The sequence below is a fragment of the Anoxybacter fermentans genome (assembly GCF_003991135.1).
In the GTDB taxonomy this organism is placed as follows: Bacteria; Bacillota; Halanaerobiia; order DY22613; family DY22613; genus Anoxybacter; species Anoxybacter fermentans.
Window position 1 is genome coordinate 2,704,634 of the sequence record NZ_CP016379.1, and the last position, 19,665, is coordinate 2,724,298.

The 19,665-nt window shown below is 32.7% G+C and carries 13 protein-coding genes; 1 reads left to right on the top strand and 12 read right to left on the bottom strand.

The features are described 5' to 3' along the window. Positions 1–2: 2 nt before the first annotated feature. The 4 genes from BBF96_RS12350 to BBF96_RS12370 form a co-directional block, all read right to left on the bottom strand. Positions 3–1,559, bottom strand: coding sequence for an IS1182 family transposase (locus BBF96_RS12350; RefSeq protein WP_127017447.1), 1,557 nt, complete (start codon positions 1,557–1,559; stop codon positions 3–5). A gap of 117 nt (positions 1,560–1,676) precedes the next feature. Then, positions 1,677–2,813 carry a hypothetical protein gene (locus BBF96_RS12355; protein ID WP_127017448.1) on the bottom strand — a complete coding sequence of 379 codons (1,137 nt, stop codon included), beginning with the start codon at positions 2,811–2,813 and terminating at the stop codon, positions 1,677–1,679. Between the two features lie 16 nt (positions 2,814–2,829). Then, the gene (locus BBF96_RS12360; RefSeq protein WP_127017449.1) at positions 2,830–4,566 is read right to left on the bottom strand and encodes an RHS repeat-associated core domain-containing protein; all 1,737 of its coding nucleotides are present in this window, start codon (positions 4,564–4,566) and stop codon (positions 2,830–2,832) included. A 700-nt stretch (positions 4,567–5,266) separates the two neighbouring features. Further along, a complete protein-coding gene (locus BBF96_RS12370; protein ID WP_127017450.1) occupies positions 5,267–6,430 on the bottom strand; it encodes a hypothetical protein in 1,164 nt (387 codons plus the stop codon). Between the two features lie 801 nt (positions 6,431–7,231). On the opposite strand from BBF96_RS12370, the gene BBF96_RS12375 reads away from it, so the two are divergent. Further along, the gene (locus BBF96_RS12375; protein WP_127017451.1) at positions 7,232–8,434 is read left to right on the top strand and encodes an ISL3 family transposase; all 1,203 of its coding nucleotides are present in this window, start codon (positions 7,232–7,234) and stop codon (positions 8,432–8,434) included. A 52-nt stretch (positions 8,435–8,486) separates the two neighbouring features. Here the strand turns inward: BBF96_RS12375 and BBF96_RS12380 are convergent, their stop codons facing one another. The 8 genes from BBF96_RS12380 to BBF96_RS12415 form a co-directional block, all read right to left on the bottom strand. Continuing rightward, positions 8,487–10,346: an RHS repeat-associated core domain-containing protein gene (locus BBF96_RS12380; protein ID WP_127017452.1), complete on the bottom strand. Its 1,860-nt coding sequence runs from the start codon at positions 10,344–10,346 to the stop codon at positions 8,487–8,489. A gap of 858 nt (positions 10,347–11,204) precedes the next feature. Beyond that, complete coding sequence (locus tag BBF96_RS12385; protein ID WP_127017453.1) at positions 11,205–12,272, bottom strand: tetratricopeptide repeat protein; 1,068 nt, start codon at positions 12,270–12,272, stop codon at positions 11,205–11,207. An 18-nt stretch (positions 12,273–12,290) separates the two neighbouring features. After that, on the bottom strand, positions 12,291–12,512 hold the full coding sequence (locus BBF96_RS12390) for a hypothetical protein (protein ID WP_127017454.1): 222 nt from the start codon (positions 12,510–12,512) through the stop codon (positions 12,291–12,293). Between the two features lie 3 nt (positions 12,513–12,515). Continuing rightward, positions 12,516–15,404, bottom strand: a complete 2,889-nt coding sequence (locus BBF96_RS12395) for an RHS repeat-associated core domain-containing protein (RefSeq protein WP_164731051.1) — start codon at positions 15,402–15,404, stop codon at positions 12,516–12,518. A gap of 131 nt (positions 15,405–15,535) precedes the next feature. Beyond that, positions 15,536–16,519 carry a hypothetical protein gene (locus BBF96_RS12400; protein ID WP_127017456.1) on the bottom strand — a complete coding sequence of 328 codons (984 nt, stop codon included), beginning with the start codon at positions 16,517–16,519 and terminating at the stop codon, positions 15,536–15,538. 16 nt (positions 16,520–16,535) lie between these two features. Further along, positions 16,536–16,964, bottom strand: coding sequence for a hypothetical protein (locus tag BBF96_RS12405; protein WP_127017457.1), 429 nt, complete (start codon positions 16,962–16,964; stop codon positions 16,536–16,538). 73 nt (positions 16,965–17,037) lie between these two features. Then, a complete protein-coding gene (locus BBF96_RS12410; protein WP_127017458.1) occupies positions 17,038–18,444 on the bottom strand; it encodes an RHS repeat-associated core domain-containing protein in 1,407 nt (468 codons plus the stop codon). A 143-nt stretch (positions 18,445–18,587) separates the two neighbouring features. Further along, positions 18,588–19,655: a tetratricopeptide repeat protein gene (locus BBF96_RS12415; RefSeq protein WP_127017459.1), complete on the bottom strand. Its 1,068-nt coding sequence runs from the start codon at positions 19,653–19,655 to the stop codon at positions 18,588–18,590. Positions 19,656–19,665: the final 10 nt, after the last annotated feature.

A 19,665-nucleotide genomic window follows, 5' to 3' on the forward strand; every position in this document is an offset into this window, starting at 1 on the left:
TTCTATACTGTTGCCAGTTTAGCCAGGTTATGGGCTATACACAGTAAACCCCATTCAATTTTTACTTTCTCAAGGCCACGAAGCAGAAATCTCCTGAATGACCAATTGCCTTTGATCCTTCCAAAGACAGATTCCGCTTCAATTGCTCTTTGAGAACGGAGTTTCATACCTTTATCGGAACAAAGGTTTTCCTTTACCTTTTGCTTATATTCACGTAATTTAAAATTTATTCTTATTACTCGATCACCTTTGGCCCTGGTACAATTTTCTTTTAACTCACACCCATCACAATTTTCGCATTTGTAATATCTAATTTGTTTAGTATATCCATTTTCAGTCTTAATTTCTTTTGTCTTACAGTAAATGAGTCTTCTTTGAACAGGACAAATAAACTCGTCGTTTTCTTTATCATACGGCCAGTTTTCTACTTTAAATATATCATTTTTAAACTTCTTCTTTTGTTCTTTATGAAAAGTATTATACTTAACATAAATATTAGTATTAGCTTTCTCTAAGTAATCATAATTTTCCTCACTACCATAACCTGAATCAGCTATCACATTCTCCGGAATCTTACCTGTAATTTCTTTTACTTTTTCTAAATGAGGTATTAAGCATCTTGAATCTGCCGGCCTTTGATGAATACTATAACCAACTACAAACTGATTCTCTGTACCTATCTGAACATTATATGCGGGCTTCAATTGCCCATTTTTCATGTGGTCTTCTTTCATTCTCATAAAAGTTGCATCAGTATCTGTTTTAGAATAACTGTTTCGTCCATTTAAAATCTCTTCCTGTTGCTCATATTTTTTCATTCTGGGAAGATATTTGCTCTTAAGTTCTTTAATTGTTTTTTTCAACTTTCTATTTTTGGAGTTCTTTTCTAGACGTTCTTCAAGTTCCTTAATTTTTTCTTCGAGTTTCTTTGAATCTATTTCTTTTCCTTCACCCATCTCCTCCAGATCATTATCCCCATACAATCTATTCTCTTCTTCGTTGGTTTTCTCAATCTCTTTTAAAAGTTCATTAATTTTTGCCCTGAGCCTTGCTTTGTACTTCTTTGTCGCTTTTCCCCAGACAAAGCTATATTTGTTTGCATTAGCTTCTATTTTTGTACCATCTAAAAAGTAATTCTCTAACTTTACATATCCTTCTTCTATAAGAAGTTCCAATACTGATGTAAATACCTCATCAATAACATCTTTCATGATCTCTGATCTGAATCGGTTTATCGTCCGAAAATCAGGTTTATTGTTACCACTAAGCCACATAAAATAAATATTTTCCCGAAGTGCCTTGGCAATCCGTCTTGATGAATATATTCTCTGAGTATAGGCATATACTATAACCTTAAGCATCATTTTCGGATGGTAGCTGCTTCTACCCCCACCTTTATATTTTTCAAGCAGGGGTTCAATATTCATCCTTTCTATAGCTGAATTTACCACCCTTACTAAATGATTCTCAGGAATAAACACATCAAAACTCAAAGGCAACATTGTCTGATTCATATTATATTCAATAAATGTCTTTTTATTATGGTTTTTCCTCTTCATATTTATATTTTACCATAAAAGAAAGGTGTTGTCTTTATAAAAATTCGGACAACACCTTTCTTTTAATATTTACTTTTGGGGGTTATAAAGGGACTTTTGGGACAGCCCCTTCAATTTCTAATATTTTACCATCCAAATCTTAATGTTATATGGTTCATTACTCTGATTCTTTCTTCTACGTAAAAATATATATTCATCCCTTCCATCATCATCAAGATCAGCATTTACAAGATTCCAAATCTTAAAATCACCACTATTATCAAATTCTTCTATCCATGGTTTATAAACAAATTGTCCATTCTCCCAGAATATAGAGTATCCATTACTTAAGATTATTTTTGGAAAAGAATCTGATTGCACAAATACTCCTCTCAAAATTCCATTATCATCAGGAAGTTTAATACGGAATTTCTCTCTACCAGAATCTATACCATAAATTATATAGGTACGTACCCGTCTATCCCATATTTGTTTTATAGTCTCTAATTCATTATCACCATTTAAATTTAATGTTCCAATAGACTTTGTATCAAGATATTTTAGTACCTCCTCAGGTGGTGTTAAAAAAACAATTTCATCATTGATAATCTGTAGTTTTTTCCACTTATTTTCACCAACTCTTACATAAATATTTGAATTATCTACAACAACAAATTGTGATTCAAGATACTCTCCATACGAACTTTTCATTTCCCACTTCTTAATTATCTGTCCATCTTTATATCCAAGTATAAATAAATAATCTTCCATTATATTACCAACCTGTATAAGCAAATTATGTTCATCTAATTTAATTTTACCACAAACATCACCCGGAACTTCTTCACTCCATATTTTTTCTATCCTTTTTTCCTCTAAAAATATTTTATAAACATAAATTTCACTATTCTCTACATCTTCTGTTCTTATAACAAATATTTCATCTTTTTCATCTCCATCAAAATCACAAAATACTGAAGAACATCCAGAATATTCTCCCTTCCACTTCGGCATATCTATCCAATCAATTTCTATTGGTTCTATACCTCCAAAAGTTATTTTGTAGAGCTTTAAATTAAAACTATCTGGCAATAAATCGTCAGAAGATTTAGAAATATTTACTGTCAATAAAAGTTTAATGTCTCCATAAGTACCTATTGCAAAACCATGAACCGAATTTGCCCAGAATGGTTCCGAATATAATTGCATTGCATATATTGACGGGACAAATATAAAAACCATCACAATCAAGATAATACTTACTTTTACATTCACTTTTCAATACCTCCCCTTAAAACAATTTATTCTTTTCATAAGGCGGTTGTGGGTCAGTACCATATTTATATGCTTCAAAAACTCTTTCTGCATAATCCCAGGCTCTTTCCCCTGTTCCATTATATGCTAATACCGGTCCAAACCACTCTGTTCCATATTTTTTAATCCCCTCTTCAATTTTTTCTACATTATTTTTATACCATTCATATCCTGGATTACCTTCTAGCTCTTGATCATATTTACTTTTACACCAACTAACATGACCAACCTTCTCATATAACCATCTAATTCCACCAGCTATATTCTGATTTACATCTGACCAGTCTTTAACGTTTACTAGTAATATTTTTAGATTCCGTAATTCATCTATAGACCTACCTTTTCCTACTTCTAATTGCATCAAACCTCTTCCTGGCCCATTATACTCCTCAAGATTCGGAACAAAATTACGATTTTCACGTGCAATTAATGCCTTAACCAGACTTGGATCTAATGGTTCTATTTTATATTTAGATTTCTTATTCCATCTATCATTAAAATAATTTGTCCAGGCAATTATTTCACGGTCAAATCTATTAAGTTCTTCATCCTTATATTTTTGAATATTGGTATTCTCACCATATATACTGACATAAATAATCGCCATCTGTAAATCTTGGTCAGAAACACTATCTGGATCTTCTATATATTTATCCATTGTCTTATAGTGGTATTCAATGTCAAAATATTTTTCAAATTCTTGCATATTTTCTTCCTGCTTCTGTCTATCAATTTTTATCACAGGTATGTCTAATCCATCTTTAATACCTGCAGCTGTAGTAAATCCAATATCATTATTTATTCTCTTTATTTGTAATTCCGGATTCAACATGCTATCCACTTCTTCTACTGCTTTTTCAACTTCTTTATCGATAATTTCTAAAGTTTCCTCTTGTTTTGAATTCAACTTTATCCTCATTGTTTCTAAAGTCTCCTGGCCAACAATACCAACTACTGTAACTCCTAACTCAGCCTGGACTTCCTCTACTGCCATCTTAGTCTCCTGACCATATATGCCATCTACTTTGACATCCTTTCCAAACCCTTCATTAAGTATCGTCTGAATTTCTTTTACCTCTTCTCCCTGAGATCCAAAGCCATATATCTTTCCACTTTCATTAATCAGTTCATCTAAATCATCCAACATATCCCGTATTCCTGCTTCTGGATCTTCAGGAATTCCTACTACTGGCTCTATCGGATCTGTAACAGAAACGTCGATATCATACCCCAATGGATCTTCAAATCTCACAGGATTCTGATATACATACATATATCCATGTAGGGTTCGGGGGTCACTTAAACGACCCCTGTAACGATCTCTCTGAATCCATTGACCTGTCACTGGATCATAGTCTCTTGCTTTGAAATGATACAATTTTACCTTTGTATCATAAAACTTCTCTGTCAATCCATGATGATTGTATGGCTCCATCACCCCTGCATAAACTTCCCCAAAAGCATCATACCTGTACTTAAATAGACTGTTGCCTGATCTATCAGTTATATCCATCACATTCCTGTTTACATCATGATGGAAGAAGAATAAAAACCCTCTTGTATTAGGCTGATAACCATTAAGTTTCCTATCATGATAACCATACATCTTCCTGGCAATAATATTGCCATTACCGGAAAAATATTCTGCTAATGGCTGAATACCTCCACCATGCTGATCATATTCTGCCAAAAAGTCTATTACCATCATATACATACACCGTCTTTTCCCATCTTAATTGATTCGATGTATGCCAATAACTCTCCTCTCTTTTTATTCTCCTTCCTAAAGCATCATAGCTATACTTAACCTCTGTTCCATCATCAAATAGTACCTAAACCATAACATCAAAAACCTCCAAAAACAAAAAATATGCCCGCAGGGTTATACTCCCTGACAGGCATAGTCTTTTTATATTAACATACTTAAGATTTTACTGCAAAAAGCTAATTTTTCGCTCCAAAAGAAATTTTTCGAACCATCTAAAGTTCGATTTCAGTCGAAATAAGGCACACTAATCAACGGGCCCTCCTGGCCCTTGATTAGCTCATCACCTCCTGTGATGAGGCTTTATTTCGACTGAAATCTCACTAAGATGGTTTAACGAAAAATTTCTATGGCACTCAAAATTAGCTTTTTGCAGTTTAATCATAGATATATAAATTCTGACTCTGAGGAGTTATCAATTCTCCCCTATATCAAACCGTATAAAACTACCCCCGGTTCACTTTCATTGTGTTCCAGATTCCCCCTTCAGCTTCCTTCAGACCCCACCGTTACCAATAATGCCCTTGCTTACAGGTTGTCTTCCCGCTGGTTAGGCGACAGGGTTTTTTCAGCCCATCAGCTCAGCAAACATGATAGACTAACAAAAATAGCTGTTGACCTTTTAAACTTGTCAACAGCCTATCTGTACTCAATATTTAATCATCCAAAATTCAACCTTATAAACTTCATCACTTAAATTCGTATTTTCGCGTAAAAACATTGTTTCTAACAATCCATCATTATCAATATCTTCATTTACAAAATCATGTATAAAAACATCATCAGTATAACTCAAACTCAATTCTTCTATCCATGGTTTATAAACATATCTCCCTTCTTCCCAAAATATTGCATAACCATTGGTCAATAGGATTCTTGGCTCAACTCCGCATTTAGAGGAAATATATCCACCAATTTCATTCCAAAAAGAAAGTTTTATACGGAATTTCTCACGCCCTGATTTAATGCCATATATTAAATAAATATGCTCCAAACCATCTTCCACTTTTTTTACCGTCTCCAGTTCTTCATCATCATCTAGATTTACTAATCCGATAAATTCATACCTATTTAATTCTTCAAATATTTCCGGATCAATTAATAATTCCTTTGAAGATTCTGGAAAAGCAATCTCATTATTGACTATTTGCATGTGCTTCCATTCACCATATTTTGTTTCTACATAAATTTTTCTTTCATCAACTATCATAAATCTTTTGTGTAAAAAATCTCTAATATCATCTTCATACATTAACTCCCATTTCTTTTTTATACCACCTTCATCATATCCAAAAACATACATATACGAATCACTTACATTTTCTACCTGAACCAGCAAATTATGATTGTCTAATTTAATCGCATCCAACACACGACCTGGAATGTCTTCATTCCATATCAAATTTGCTTTTCCTTTCTCCAACTGAATTTTATAAATATATATTTCTCCTAAAAATAAATCTTCAAAATTCCTTACAATAAATAATTCATCACTTCCATCTTGATCGAAATCACAAAACCTAGCTAAAATATAACCGTCAAACTCTGGTATAGAACTCCAATCAATCTCTATTTTTTTTATATTTTGAAAACTTAATTCATAAAGATTAAAAGTATATCCATCAGGTGATAAATCATCAGGAAATTTAGAAAGTCCTACCGTAAACAATAGTTTTCTATCCTCGTAATTTCCAACTGCAAAACTACTGTCTGAATTTGTCCAAAATAATTCATAATATGATTGTAAAGCATTCACCGGTACTGTAACTATAACCAACAGTGCAAGAAAAAAGATAATTACTTTAAATTTCATTTGTAAAACCTCCTCGCATATAATTAAGCAAAGTTTTATAACTGAAAACATTGTAAATTAAAAATTTCTTCCTTCTAAAGTTTTTTAAATTGTTGTCAAGGTAGTTTTAAAACCAATTCTTTCTAAAATCGGATTTATCTTACAGAATCCTTTATAGAAATTAGTCATAATTCTTTTTCTCCTTATTCTTCTTTTTCAGATATCTTCCAACTAAAAATATATTTTCTTTCATAACAGATAATTCTAATCTCTGTTTATTTCTGTGAACCTAATTCTAACAAAACTGTTAAATATATTAAATTTTCTTAATAAATTCCTTTCTGAATAAAGCTAAATTTATTACTTTAAAACATCCTATCAATAGAAACATTGGTAGTGATTGACATGAATTTCTCTATATCCTGGCTAAAACCAACATCCTGTCAATCACTACCAATTTAATTTTTTATTATTAATTAAATCAATTCACCCCCTTCATTAATCTTTCTATATAATCCATAAATTACTTATTGCTTACATCATTAAAATAATGCATTCTCAGAATAAGGAGGTTGTGGGTCAGTACCATATTTATATGCTTCAAAAACTCTTTTTGCATAATTGAAGGCTTTTTCACCTGATCCATTATATGCCAATACTGGCCCAAACCACTCTGTCTTATAATAATCGGTACCTTTTTTTAGATATTTCGGGTCTATAATTAATGTTGTGAAGAAAAAATTATAAAAAATAAAAAGGCATTTGCTGGCTCCGTTGAATTAATTAGTTGCGAACTAAAAACCAAAGAAAGGAGTCCAGCAAATGCAATATAATAATATCATAAAATTTCTTGATTTGCCAGACATTATTGCAACTGAAATTATTTCAACGGAGGACAGATATATTTTTATCGCTGAAGCAAAGAAAAATCACATTGTGTGTCCTCAGTGTGGTAATATCACTAATAAAATCCATGATACAAAATGGCAAAATATTAGAGACATCCCCATAAGAGGTAAACTAGTAATCATTAGACTTCTAAAGAAAAGATATCGTTGTCCTTATTGTCATAAGAGGGGTATCCCTGAAAAATATGAAAGTATTGATAAATATGCCCGTAATACCAAACGCTTTGATAAATATCTTGCTAAAGAAACTGTCAGCAAGGATTATTCTAAAGTTGCTAGAGAAAACGGGTTAAGTTATACAGCTGTTAATAATGCAGTTAAAAAAGTAGTTGACCCTCTCATTAAACAACAAGTTTCAAAACTTAGTCAATTAAAAGCCATCAGTATCGATGAATTTGCAGTTTTAAAACGCCATAAATATGGAGTTAGCATTACAGATCCAATTAATCGGGAGTTAATTGACATTTTACCTACTCGCAAAAAGGATGATTTAATTGACTACTTTAATTGTTGGGAAGATGAACAAAGACGACAGATTCAATCGATCTCTATGGATATGTGGCGGCCGTTCAAAGCAGTAGCAGATGCAGCATTTACTCATGCAAAAATTGTTATAGATAAATTTCATCTTGTAACTTTAATGAACAGAGCCCTTGATGAAGTTAGAAAACAAGTTCAACAAACAGTAAATAATCATCAGAGAAGAAAGTTTTTTCAAAGTCGTTTATTACTCCAAAAACGAGCTGAAGAATTGACAGATGAAGAACATGAAAAGCTCATCAAATTATTTGAACTCAGTCCAGCTCTAGAAAAGGCCTGGGAATTAAAAGAGGAATTCAGAGACCTATTGCAGCTAGATAATGTGAAAGAAGCCACCAGAGCTCTAAAAAGGTGGTATAAAGAAGTAATAAAAAGCAAGCTGATGCCTTTTTACCAGGTAAAAAAGATAATACAAAGATGGGAAGAAAAAATACTAAATTATTTTAAGACTAAGATAACCAATGGCTTTGCTGAGGGTATCAATAACAAGATTAAATTGATCAAAAGGATTGGATATGGTGTTCCAAATGTTATGAATCTAAGGAGAAGAGTATTTAATGCAATGTTAAGTTATTAAATTTAAATGTTTATTTCAAAATCAATTTACCAATCAATTCAACGGAGCCAACTTATCTTTCACAACATTTGACGGAGAGCCGATATTTCTTATTCTTTTTATACCATTTTGTATTATATTCACTATTCCATTTTACATGAGCAACCTTGCCAAATAGCCATCTAATTCCGCCAGCTATATTTTGATTTACATCTGACCAATCTTTAACGTTTACTGGTAATGGCTTTAAAGTCCGTAATTCATCTATAGACCTACCTTCTTCCAATTGCATCAAACCTCTTCCTGGCCCACCATACTCCTCAAGATCCGGAACAAAATTACGATTTTCACGTGCAATTAACGCCTTAACCAGACTTGGATCCAATGGTTCAATTTCATATTTAGACTTCTCATTCCATCTATCATTAAAATAATTTGTCCAGGCAATTATTTCACGGTCAAATCTATTAAGTTCTTCATCCTTATATTTTTGAATATTGGTATTCTCACCATATATACTGACATAACTAATCGCCATCTGTAAATCCTGGTCAGAAACACTATCTGGATCTTCTCTATATTTATCCATTGTCTTATAGTGGTATTCAATGTCAAAATATTTTTCAAATTCTTGCATATATTCTTCCTGCTTCTGTCTATCAATTCTTATCACAGGTATGTCTAATCCATCTTTAATACCTGCAGCTGTAGTAAATCCAATATCATTATTTATTCTCTTTATTTGTAATTCCGGATTCAACATGCTATCCACTTCTTCTACTGCTTTTTCAACTTCTTTATCGATAATTTCTAAAGTTTCCTCTTGTTTTGAATTCAACTTCATCCTCATTGTTTCTAAAGTCTCCTGGCCAACAATACCAACTACTGTAACTCCTAACTCAGCCTGGACTTCCTCTACTGCCATCTTAGTCTCCTGACCATATATGCCATCTACTTTGACATCCTTTCCAAACCCTTCATTAAGTATCGTCTGAATTTCTTTTACCTCTTCTCCCTGAGATCCAAATCCATATATCTTTCCACTTTCATTAATCAGTTCATCTAAATCATCCAACATATCCCGTATTCCTGCTTCTGGATCTTCAGGAATTCCTACTACTGGCTCTATCGGATCTGTAACAGAAACGTCGATATCATACCCCAATGGATCTTCAAACCTTACAGGATTCTGATATGCATACATATATCCATGTAGGGTTCGTGGATCACTTAAACGACCCCTATAACGATCTCTCTGAATCCATTGACCTGTCACTGGATCATAGTCTCTTGCTTTGAAATGATACAATTTTACCTTTGTATCATAAAACTTCTCTGTCAATCCATGACGATTGTATGGCTCCATCACCCCTGCATAAACTTCCCCAAAAGCATCATACCTGTACTTAAACAGACTGTTACCTGATCTATCAGTTATATCCATCACATTCCTGTTTACATCATGATGGTAGAAGAATAAAAACCCTCTTGTATTAGGCTGATAACCCTTAAGTTTCCTATCATGATAACCATACATCTTCCTGGCAATAATATTGCCATTACCGGTAAAATATTCTGCTAATGGTTGAATACCTCCACCATGCTGATCATATTCTGCCAAAAGTCTATTACCATCATATACATACACCGTCTTCTCCCATCTTAATTGATTCGATGTATGCCAGTAACTCTCCTCTCTTTTTATTCTCCTCCCTAAAGCATCATAGCCATACCTGACCTCTGTTCCATCATCAAATAGTACCTGGCTCAATCTATTTGCATAGTCATACTTGTAGGTAACTGTTCCTTCAGGAGAAATCTTCTGTATTCGATTCCCTAACTTGTCATAACTAAATATCTGCACAAATTGGGTCTCTCCTTCAATATCAAATGAAAGAGAGACCCACTTATAATTAATTCTTATCCTGTTCACTCAGTTTTCTTCTTATTACTCTTTGAAGTTCAATGATTTCTTCATCACTTGAATCATATAGCCTCAACCAATATAAAGCATTCTCATAATCACCTAGTTTATAGTAAGACATAACCATTATATATTCAGTATTTAACCAATCAATATCATCTGAAAACTATGCTAGTTAAGTTCCAAAATTAGTAATCTGATTACATTTTCTACTACTCAGAGAATAAACTTAAATTTGAACACACATAGAAAAGGCAATTAAATTATCTTTTTCCTGTTTCAGTATCTCCATTTATCACCACAAAACATACGATTATTGCTATTTTTTAAAGCTACAACTTATTTTTTCTAATTTATAGAATTCAAGCATACATGAAGTTATATTTTACTTTGAAATAAAGATTAGACCTGCCCAGTCTAAATCTCTATAACAACATTAATAAAATCATCTATGATTTCTATAATTTATTGAAAGCCCTATTTTCCCATACATATATTTCCTTTTTACCCTCTTCTCTAATTATAGTTATCTCGTTTTCATCCTCATTTTTTCTAAATTTATAGTAGTAATAAATATCATTTCCATCATATCTATTCTGAAAATAAACTTTGGCGAGCTGAAAGGTAAATTAATCAAAAAATAGTTAGTTTACCTAATTATTGAAACAGACTATCAAAATATTGAAAAAATAAGCAAAAACAAAGTTTAATTTTCATTCTCAGTTGGTGATGCGAAAGCATCATGAGGGTCTATATAGAAAACAGCGTCTAAAAGTCTAGCATTTATGCAGACTTTCAGACGCTGTTTCTCGTCAACAGATACTTTGTCATCAAACTAAAGACAAGTTTGATTTTTACCTTATCCTATTATTGATTCAATTTCCTTTGCAAATATTTTTGAAATTTAATTATATCTTCATCTCTTGAGTCATATTGTTCTAACCAATACAAGGCATTTTTATAATCACCCAATTTATAATAAGCCATTGCCATTATATATTCTGTATTTCCACTATCAATATCATCATATTTTAAACATTCTAAAAGTGTTTCGACTGTTTTTTTATATTCTCCAAGTATATAATATAAATGAGCAAGACCGCTAAAGTTCTCAATATCCTTTTCATATTGAATTGCAGCTTTATAATACTCTTCAGATTTTTCATATAAACCTTTTAACTTGTAAATCCCTCCTAAATCTCGATATGATCGAGCAATAGTATCATCTTTTTCCAATGCTTTTTTGTGAACCACTATCGCAGTCTCAATATTATTTGCCATTCCATAAAGAAGATTACCAATACGAGATAATATTTCTCCTGTTGCATTTTCTAAAGGAATTAAATTCCTAAGTTCTTCAAAAGAAATTGTTGAAAGATCATACTTTTCTTCATTATAATAAGATAAAAATAGTTTTATATAATTTTCTACTTCATCTGGAGCATTTTTTATCCCCTTTTTATAAATTTCAATTTCCTTTTCTCCCTCAAAAAATATAGCTAAACTAGCATATGTTTTTCCATATGTTGGATCTGCCTCTATTGCTTTTTTAAAATATGAAATAGCTTGCTCCTTATCATCTTCCTCAAATGCTATCTTACCTAAATAATAATATGCTTCCGCAACTCCTCGAATCTTTTTATCTCCATGATATTTAATTAACTGTTGAAAGTATTTTTTCGCTTTCTTGTAATCTATATCGTATAGAAAATTGGCTAAGCTTCTAAGAGTTTCATAATCATCTGGCTTATATTTAATAGCCTTTTGCCAATAACGGATAGCGTTGGAAAAATTGTGCGCCATAATAGAATTACGAGCTTTTTCAGTGTACTTTTTAAATTGTTCCTCTGAATCTAAAGTTAAACAATAACTAACATAAATAAATATTATAACCGATAATATGAATATTTTTTTATGTTTTCGTATAAATTTCACTCACAATCTCCTCCTTAATTAAACCATTCCTGGATTTAGTTCAATTCCATCATTTACAGGGACTCCTATACCTGGAGTTCCAGATCGTTCAGGTATTGGTAATGGGAATATTAAAGGTTCAGAAATTCTTTCTTCTGCTGGAACATCAGATGAACTAGTTTTCTCTTCTTCATACTCAAATTTTCCCTGAAGTGCTTTTGAATGTACTAAAATTTCCTGTATCTGTTTAAGTTTTTGCATCTCCTAACTTCGCACATAAATTTTTGTCTTCCCTGAAGCTTCAACTCCTCCCATTTTTACTTTAACACTTGTCTCTTCAAATACAACCCATCCTTCTACATCTGGAGTTGATGGCAAATATAAAATATTCTCTATCATCATTTCTATATCTCCTACCTTTTTGGTAGCCGTTTGCTTAACACCAATAGCAACATCCTCTTTATTATAAATATACCTGTAAGGAGAATAAGAGGGGATAGCTGTATTTAACCCAGGAATAGTAAATTCCATATTTCCTGATGTATCTAATTTAATGTTTGAATTTTGATACGAAATTGTAACATTTTTATTCTTATCTACCTTTACTTCAACATTTGTATTCTTTCCAGATATTATTTTATAAGAAGTCTCATACACTACCTTAACATATTCATTTTTGAATTTCATATTAGTTCCTACATCAATTGTTATTTCTTCATTTTCTTTATAATTTTTCATTGCTTCTAAAGTCTCCTGACCATATATGCCATCTACTTTGACATTCTTTCCAAACCCTTCATTAAGTATCGTCTGGATTTCTTTTATCTCTTCTCCCTGAGATCCAAAGCCATATATCTTTCCACTTTCATTAATCTGTTCACCTAAATCATCCAACATATCCCTTATTCCTGCTTCTGGATCTTCAGGAATTCCTACTACTGGCTCTATCGGATCTGTAACAGGAACGTCGATATCATACCCTAATGGATCTTCAAATCTTACTGGATTCTGATATGCATACATATATCCATGTAGGGTCCGAGGATCACTTAAACGACCTCTGTAGCGATCTCTCTGAATCCATTGACCTGTCACTGGATCATAGTCTCTTGCTTTGAAATGATACAATTTTACCTTTGTATCATAAAACTTCTCTGTCAATCCATGATGATTGTATGGCTCCATCACCCCTGCATAAACTTCTCCAAAAGCATCATACCTGTACTTAAATAGACTGTTACCTGATCTATCAGTTATATCCATCACATTCCTGTTTACATCATGATGGTAGAAGAATAAAAACCCTCTTGTATTAGGCTGATAACCCTTAAGTTTCCTATCATGATAACCATACATCTTCCTGGCAATAATATTGCCATTACCGGTAAAATATTCTGCTAATGGTTGAATACCTCCACCATGCTGATCATATTCTGCCAAAAGTCTATTACCATCATATACATACACCGTCTTCTCCCATCTTAATTGATTCGATGTATGCCAGTAACTCTCCTCTCTCTTTACTCTCCTCCCTAAAGCATCATAGCTATACTTAACCTCTGTTCCATCATCAAACAATACCTGACTCAATCTATTTGCATAATCATACTTGTAGGTAACTGTTCCTTCAGGAGAAATCTTCTGTATCCGATTCCCTAACCTGTCATAAATATATCTCACATCCCCTGCCTGAATCAACTGGTTTGCTGCATTATATTGATACAATGTCTCTACCCCATCCTGACTCTTTCTTATCATATTTCCTACTGCATCATATTCATAAGTCACTACATTAAATGGCAATGCCAGATAATCAAAGTTTTCTGCCGGGTCTGGTTGATTATCATTATCTTTCTGATTTTTACCCTTACCTTTTTCTTTCTCATTTCCACCTATAGGTTGAGTTATCAACTGAACGTCCCTGATCGCTGTAATCTTCTCTACTGGATAAATTACTTTTGTTAATCGATAATTTGCATCATATCTGTATAAAGTCACTGTCCCATCCTCTTCTGTACATTTTAAGATATTCCCTACTAAATCCCTTTCATAAGTAAAACTTGAAAGAACTCCATATGGGCCATGGGTAACTATGCTTTTTATCCGGTTCATTTCATCATAACTATACTCTGTCACTACTCCATTGGAATATTTCATACGTGTCAAATTGTTGTTTGCATCATACTCATATTCTGCATAATGATTCGTCGGTAGATTGGCCTTGACTAATCTGTTCAAAGCATCATACTCATAGGAAATTACTGAGCCTTTTGGTGTTGTCAATGTCTTTAAGTTCCCTACAGCATCATAACTGTACTGAATCTCTGTTCCCAACGTCTCATTTCTGGCCTTTATCTTCCGCCCTAACTTATCATAACTGAATGTCTGTACAAATTCTGGACTTTCAGCTCGAATTATACGACCCAATGGATCATATTCAAATTTCTCTTTCTCTCCTGTCTGATATTCAATTTGAATTAGCCTATCCAGCGGGTCATAAGTGTAACTCGTCCTTCTACCCTCTGCATCAATCTTAAAGGCCAGGTTACCTACCGGGTCATAGTCATATCTTGTCTCATTTCCCAATGGGTCTATCTCCAGAATCAATCGATCAAGGGCATCATATTGATACTCTTTTGTATGACCATTGGCATCTACAATCCTGGTCAGCATTCCCTCTGGATCATATTGATATACCGTAGTATATCCCATTGCATCGGTTACTTCTATGAGTTTATTTAGAGAGTTATAGCTCATCTTTTTCACATTCTCCATTGGGTCAATGATTTTTACCAGATTTCCTATCTTATCATACTCATATTCATACTCCCCACCATTGGCCTCAATTATCTTTGTCAAACGATCAAGCCCATCATATTGATAGACTGTTATATTCCCTTTCGGATCTTTAACCTGAATCAGGTTTCCTACAGCATTATACTGATAATCTGTTACATAACCAAGAGCATTTATCTCTGCAATTCTACGATTTAAACTGTCATATTCATATTCCGTCTTCCTGCCCAATGGATCAATCCTGGCTATCAGGTTTCCGTTTGGATCATACTCATATCTTGTCTTATATCCCATTGCATCTGTTTTAGCTACCAAAAGCTGCCGGGCATCATATTCGTATTCTGTTACATTACTCACCATCATCTGAAAAGATTATTTTTCTACTGATTAAACGATAGGCTTCTTCCATCCTACCATACAGAAAAAAACCAAAAAAGGGGCTATATCTCAAAAGTAATTAAATACTTTTAAGACAGCCCCTCCAATTTCTAATATTTTACCATAAAAATTTCGACTTCATATGGCTTTTCATCTACATCTTCTCTCCCATATAAAAATATATCCTCATCCAGTCCATCATTATCAAGATCAGCACTTATAAGATTCCAAATTTCATAGTCACTATTATTATCAAATTCTTCTAGCCATGATTTATTATCTGAATCTACACCACCAACTATATCGTTATCATTCGATATTTGTTCTATATTCTCTAATTCATTATCATCATCTAAATTCAGTGTTTCCATAGACTCTTTTGATACATCTTCAAGTGGTGTTGAAAAAACAATTTCATCATTAACAATCTGTACTTTTTTCCACGTATTTTCACCAACTCTTATATAAATCTTTGAATTATCTACAACTTCAAATTGTGATTCAAGATACTCTCCATACGAACTTCTCATTTCCCATTTTTTAATTATCTGTCCATTTTTATACCCAAGTATAAATAAATAATCTCCCACTAAATTAGAAACCTGTACCAGTATATTATGTTCATCTAATTTAATTTCATCCCAAACAACACCTGGAAATTTCTCACTCCATATTTTTTCTATCTTTTTTTCCTCTAAAAATATTTTATAAACATAAACTTCACAAGCATCTGAAGATTCTGTTCTTACGATAAATATTTCATCTTTTCCATCTTTATTAAAATCACAAAATACTGAAAGTAAGCCCGGATATTCTCCCAGCATCTCCGGCATGTCTATCCAGTCAATTTCTATTGGCTCAATACTTCCAAAAGATATTTTGTGTAATTTTAAATTAAAACTGTCTGGTATTAACTCTTCTGGAGATTTTGAAATACCCACCGTCAATAAAAGTTTAATATCTCCATAATTACCTATTTCAAAACCATTAATTGAATTTGCCCAAAATGGCTTTGAATATAATTGCACTGCATATATAGACGGAGCAAATATAAAAACTATCACAATTAAGATAATACTTACTTTTACATTCACTTTTCAAAACCTCCTCTTAAAATAATTTATTCTTTTCATAAGGCGGTTGTGGATCAGTACCATATTTATATGCCTCAAAAACTCTTTCTGCATAATCCCAGGCTCTTTCCCCTGTTCCATTATATGCTAATACCGGTCCAAACCACTCTGTTCCATATTTTTTAATTCCCTCTTCAATTTTTTCTTTATTTGTGTTATACCATTCATACCCGCTATTTATTTTCTTCTTTTTATAATCTTCATTTTTATCTTCTTCCTTTTCATTATCTTCAATTTTATCAAACTCACTTTTAGCCCATCTAACATGACCAACTTTCCCATATAACCATCTAATTCCACCAGCTATATTCTGATTTACATCTGACCAGTCTTTAACATTTACCGACAATGGACATGCAGTCCGTAATTTTTCTATAGACCTGCCACTTCCTACTTCCAATTGCATCAAACCTCTTCCTGGCCCATTATACTCCTCAAGATTCGGAACAAAATTACGATTTTCACGTGCAATTAATGCCTTAACCAGACTTGGATCTAGATGGTTCTATTTTATATTTAGATTTCTTATTCCATCTATCATTAAAATAATTTGTCCAGGCAATTATTTCACGGTCAAATCTATTAAGTTCTTCATCCTTATATTTTTGAATATTGGTATTCTCACCATATATACTGACATAAATAATCGCCATCTGTAAATCCTGGTCAGAAACACTATCTGGATCTTCTCTATATTTATCCATTGTCTTATAGTGGTATTCAATGTCAAAATATTTTTCAAATTCTTGCATATTTTCTTCCTGCTTCTGTCTATCAATTTTTATCACAGGTATGTCTAATCCATCTTTAATACCTGCAGCTGTAGTAAATCCAATATCATTATTTATTCTCTTTATTTGTAATTCCGGATTCAACATGCTATCCACTTCTTCTACTGCTTTTTCAACTTCTTTATCGATAATTTCTAAAGTTTCCTCTTGTTTTGAATTCAACTTTATCCTCATTGTTTCTAAAGTCTCCTGGCCAACAATACCAACTACTGTAACTCCTAACTCAGCCTGGACTTCCTCTACTGCCATCTTAGTCTCCTGACCATATATGCCATCTACTTTGACATCCTTTCCAAACCCTTCATTAAGTATCGTCTGAATTTCTTTTACCTCTTCTCCCTGAGATCCAAAGCCATATATCTTTCCACTTTCATTAATCAGTTCATCTAAATCATCCAACATATCCCGTATTCCTGCTTCTGGATCTTCAGGAATTCCTACTACTGGCTCTATCGGATCTGTAACAGAAACGTCGATATCATACCCCAATGGATCTTCAAATCTCACAGGATTCTGATATACATACATATATCCATGTAGGGTTCGGGGGTCACTTAAACGACCCCTGTAACGATCTCTCTGAATCCATTGACCTGTCAATGGATCATAGTCTCTTGCTTTGAAATGATACAATTTTACCTTTGTATCATAAAACTTCTCTGTCAATCCATGATGATTGTATGGCTCCATCACTCCTGCATAAACTTCTCCAAAAGCATCATACCTGTACTTAAATAGACTGTTACCTGATCTATCAGTTATATCCATCACATTCCTGTTTACATCATGATGGTAAAAGAACAGAAATCCTCTTGTATTGGGCTGATAACCCTTAAGTTTCCTATCATGATAACCATACATCTTCCTGGCAATAATATTGCCATTACCGGTAAAATATTCTGCTAATGGTTGAATACCTCCACCATGCTGATCATATTCTGCCAAAAGTCTATTACCATCATATACATACACCGTCTTCTCCCATCTTAATTGATTCGATGTATGCCAGTAACTCTCCTCTCTCTTTACTCTCCTCCCTAAAGCATCATAGCTATACTTAACCTCTGTTCCATCATCAAATAGTACCTGGCTCAATCTATTTGCATAGTCATACTTGTAGGTAACTGTTCCTTCAGGAGAAATCTTCTATATTAGCGATTCCCTAACTTATCAAACTAAATATCTACACAAATTGGGTCTCTCCTTCAATATCAAATGAAAGAGAGACCCACTGATAATTAATTCTTATCCTGTTCACTCAATTTTCTTTCTATTACTCTTTGGAGTTCAATTACTTCTTCATCACTTGAATCATATTGCTTCAACCAATTTAAAGCATTCTCATAATCACCTAGTTTATAATATGCCATAGCCATCAGATACCTATCAATCTTATCATAATATATACACTCTAGCAGAGTCTCTATTGTTTTCTCATACTCCCCTAAAATATAATATAAATGTGCCAGACCATTATAATTTTCAGCTCTTTTATCATATCTAATTGCATTCTTATAACTAATTTCTGCTTTTTTATATAATCTCTTTCGCTTATAAATTTCTCCTAAATCTCTATACGATAAAGAAATAGTATCATCTTTTTCTAAAGCCTTTTCATGAACAATCATTGCAGTATCTTCATTATTAACAAATGCATACAAAAAATTACCAATCCGAGCTAATACTTCTCCGGTTGCATTTTCTAAAGGGATTAATTTCTGAAGCTCTTCATAAGAAATAGTTGATAAATCATAATTATTTTGTTCATACCAATGTAGAAGATCTAGATAATTCTCGACCTCCCCTGGATCATTTTTAATTCCTTTTTTATAAATTTCAACCACTTTTTCCCCTTCATAACCGATAGCTAAACCTGAATATGCTTTACCGTATGTTGGATCTACCTCTATAGCCTTTTTAAAATATGAAACAGCTAATACTCTATTACCTTCTTTAAGTCTTACAAGCCCCAAATAATAATAAGCTTCCGCTATACCTCTTATTTTTTCCTCGCCATGATATTCAATCAATTGTTCAAAATATTTTTTTGCTTCTTTGTAATCTCCATTGTGCCACAGAAAAAAAGCTAAACTCCGAAGAGCTTCATAATCATCTGGCTTATACTTAACAGCTTTTTTTAGATTACGTATCACACCAGAAAAATTCATGACTATAAGAGATTCACGAGCTCTTTCAACATACTTTTTATATTGTTCCTCTGGATTTAAAGTTAAACGATACCCAATATAAATTAATATTATTAACAACAGTATTATCATTTTCTTATACTTCCATATAAATTTCATCTTTTATTTC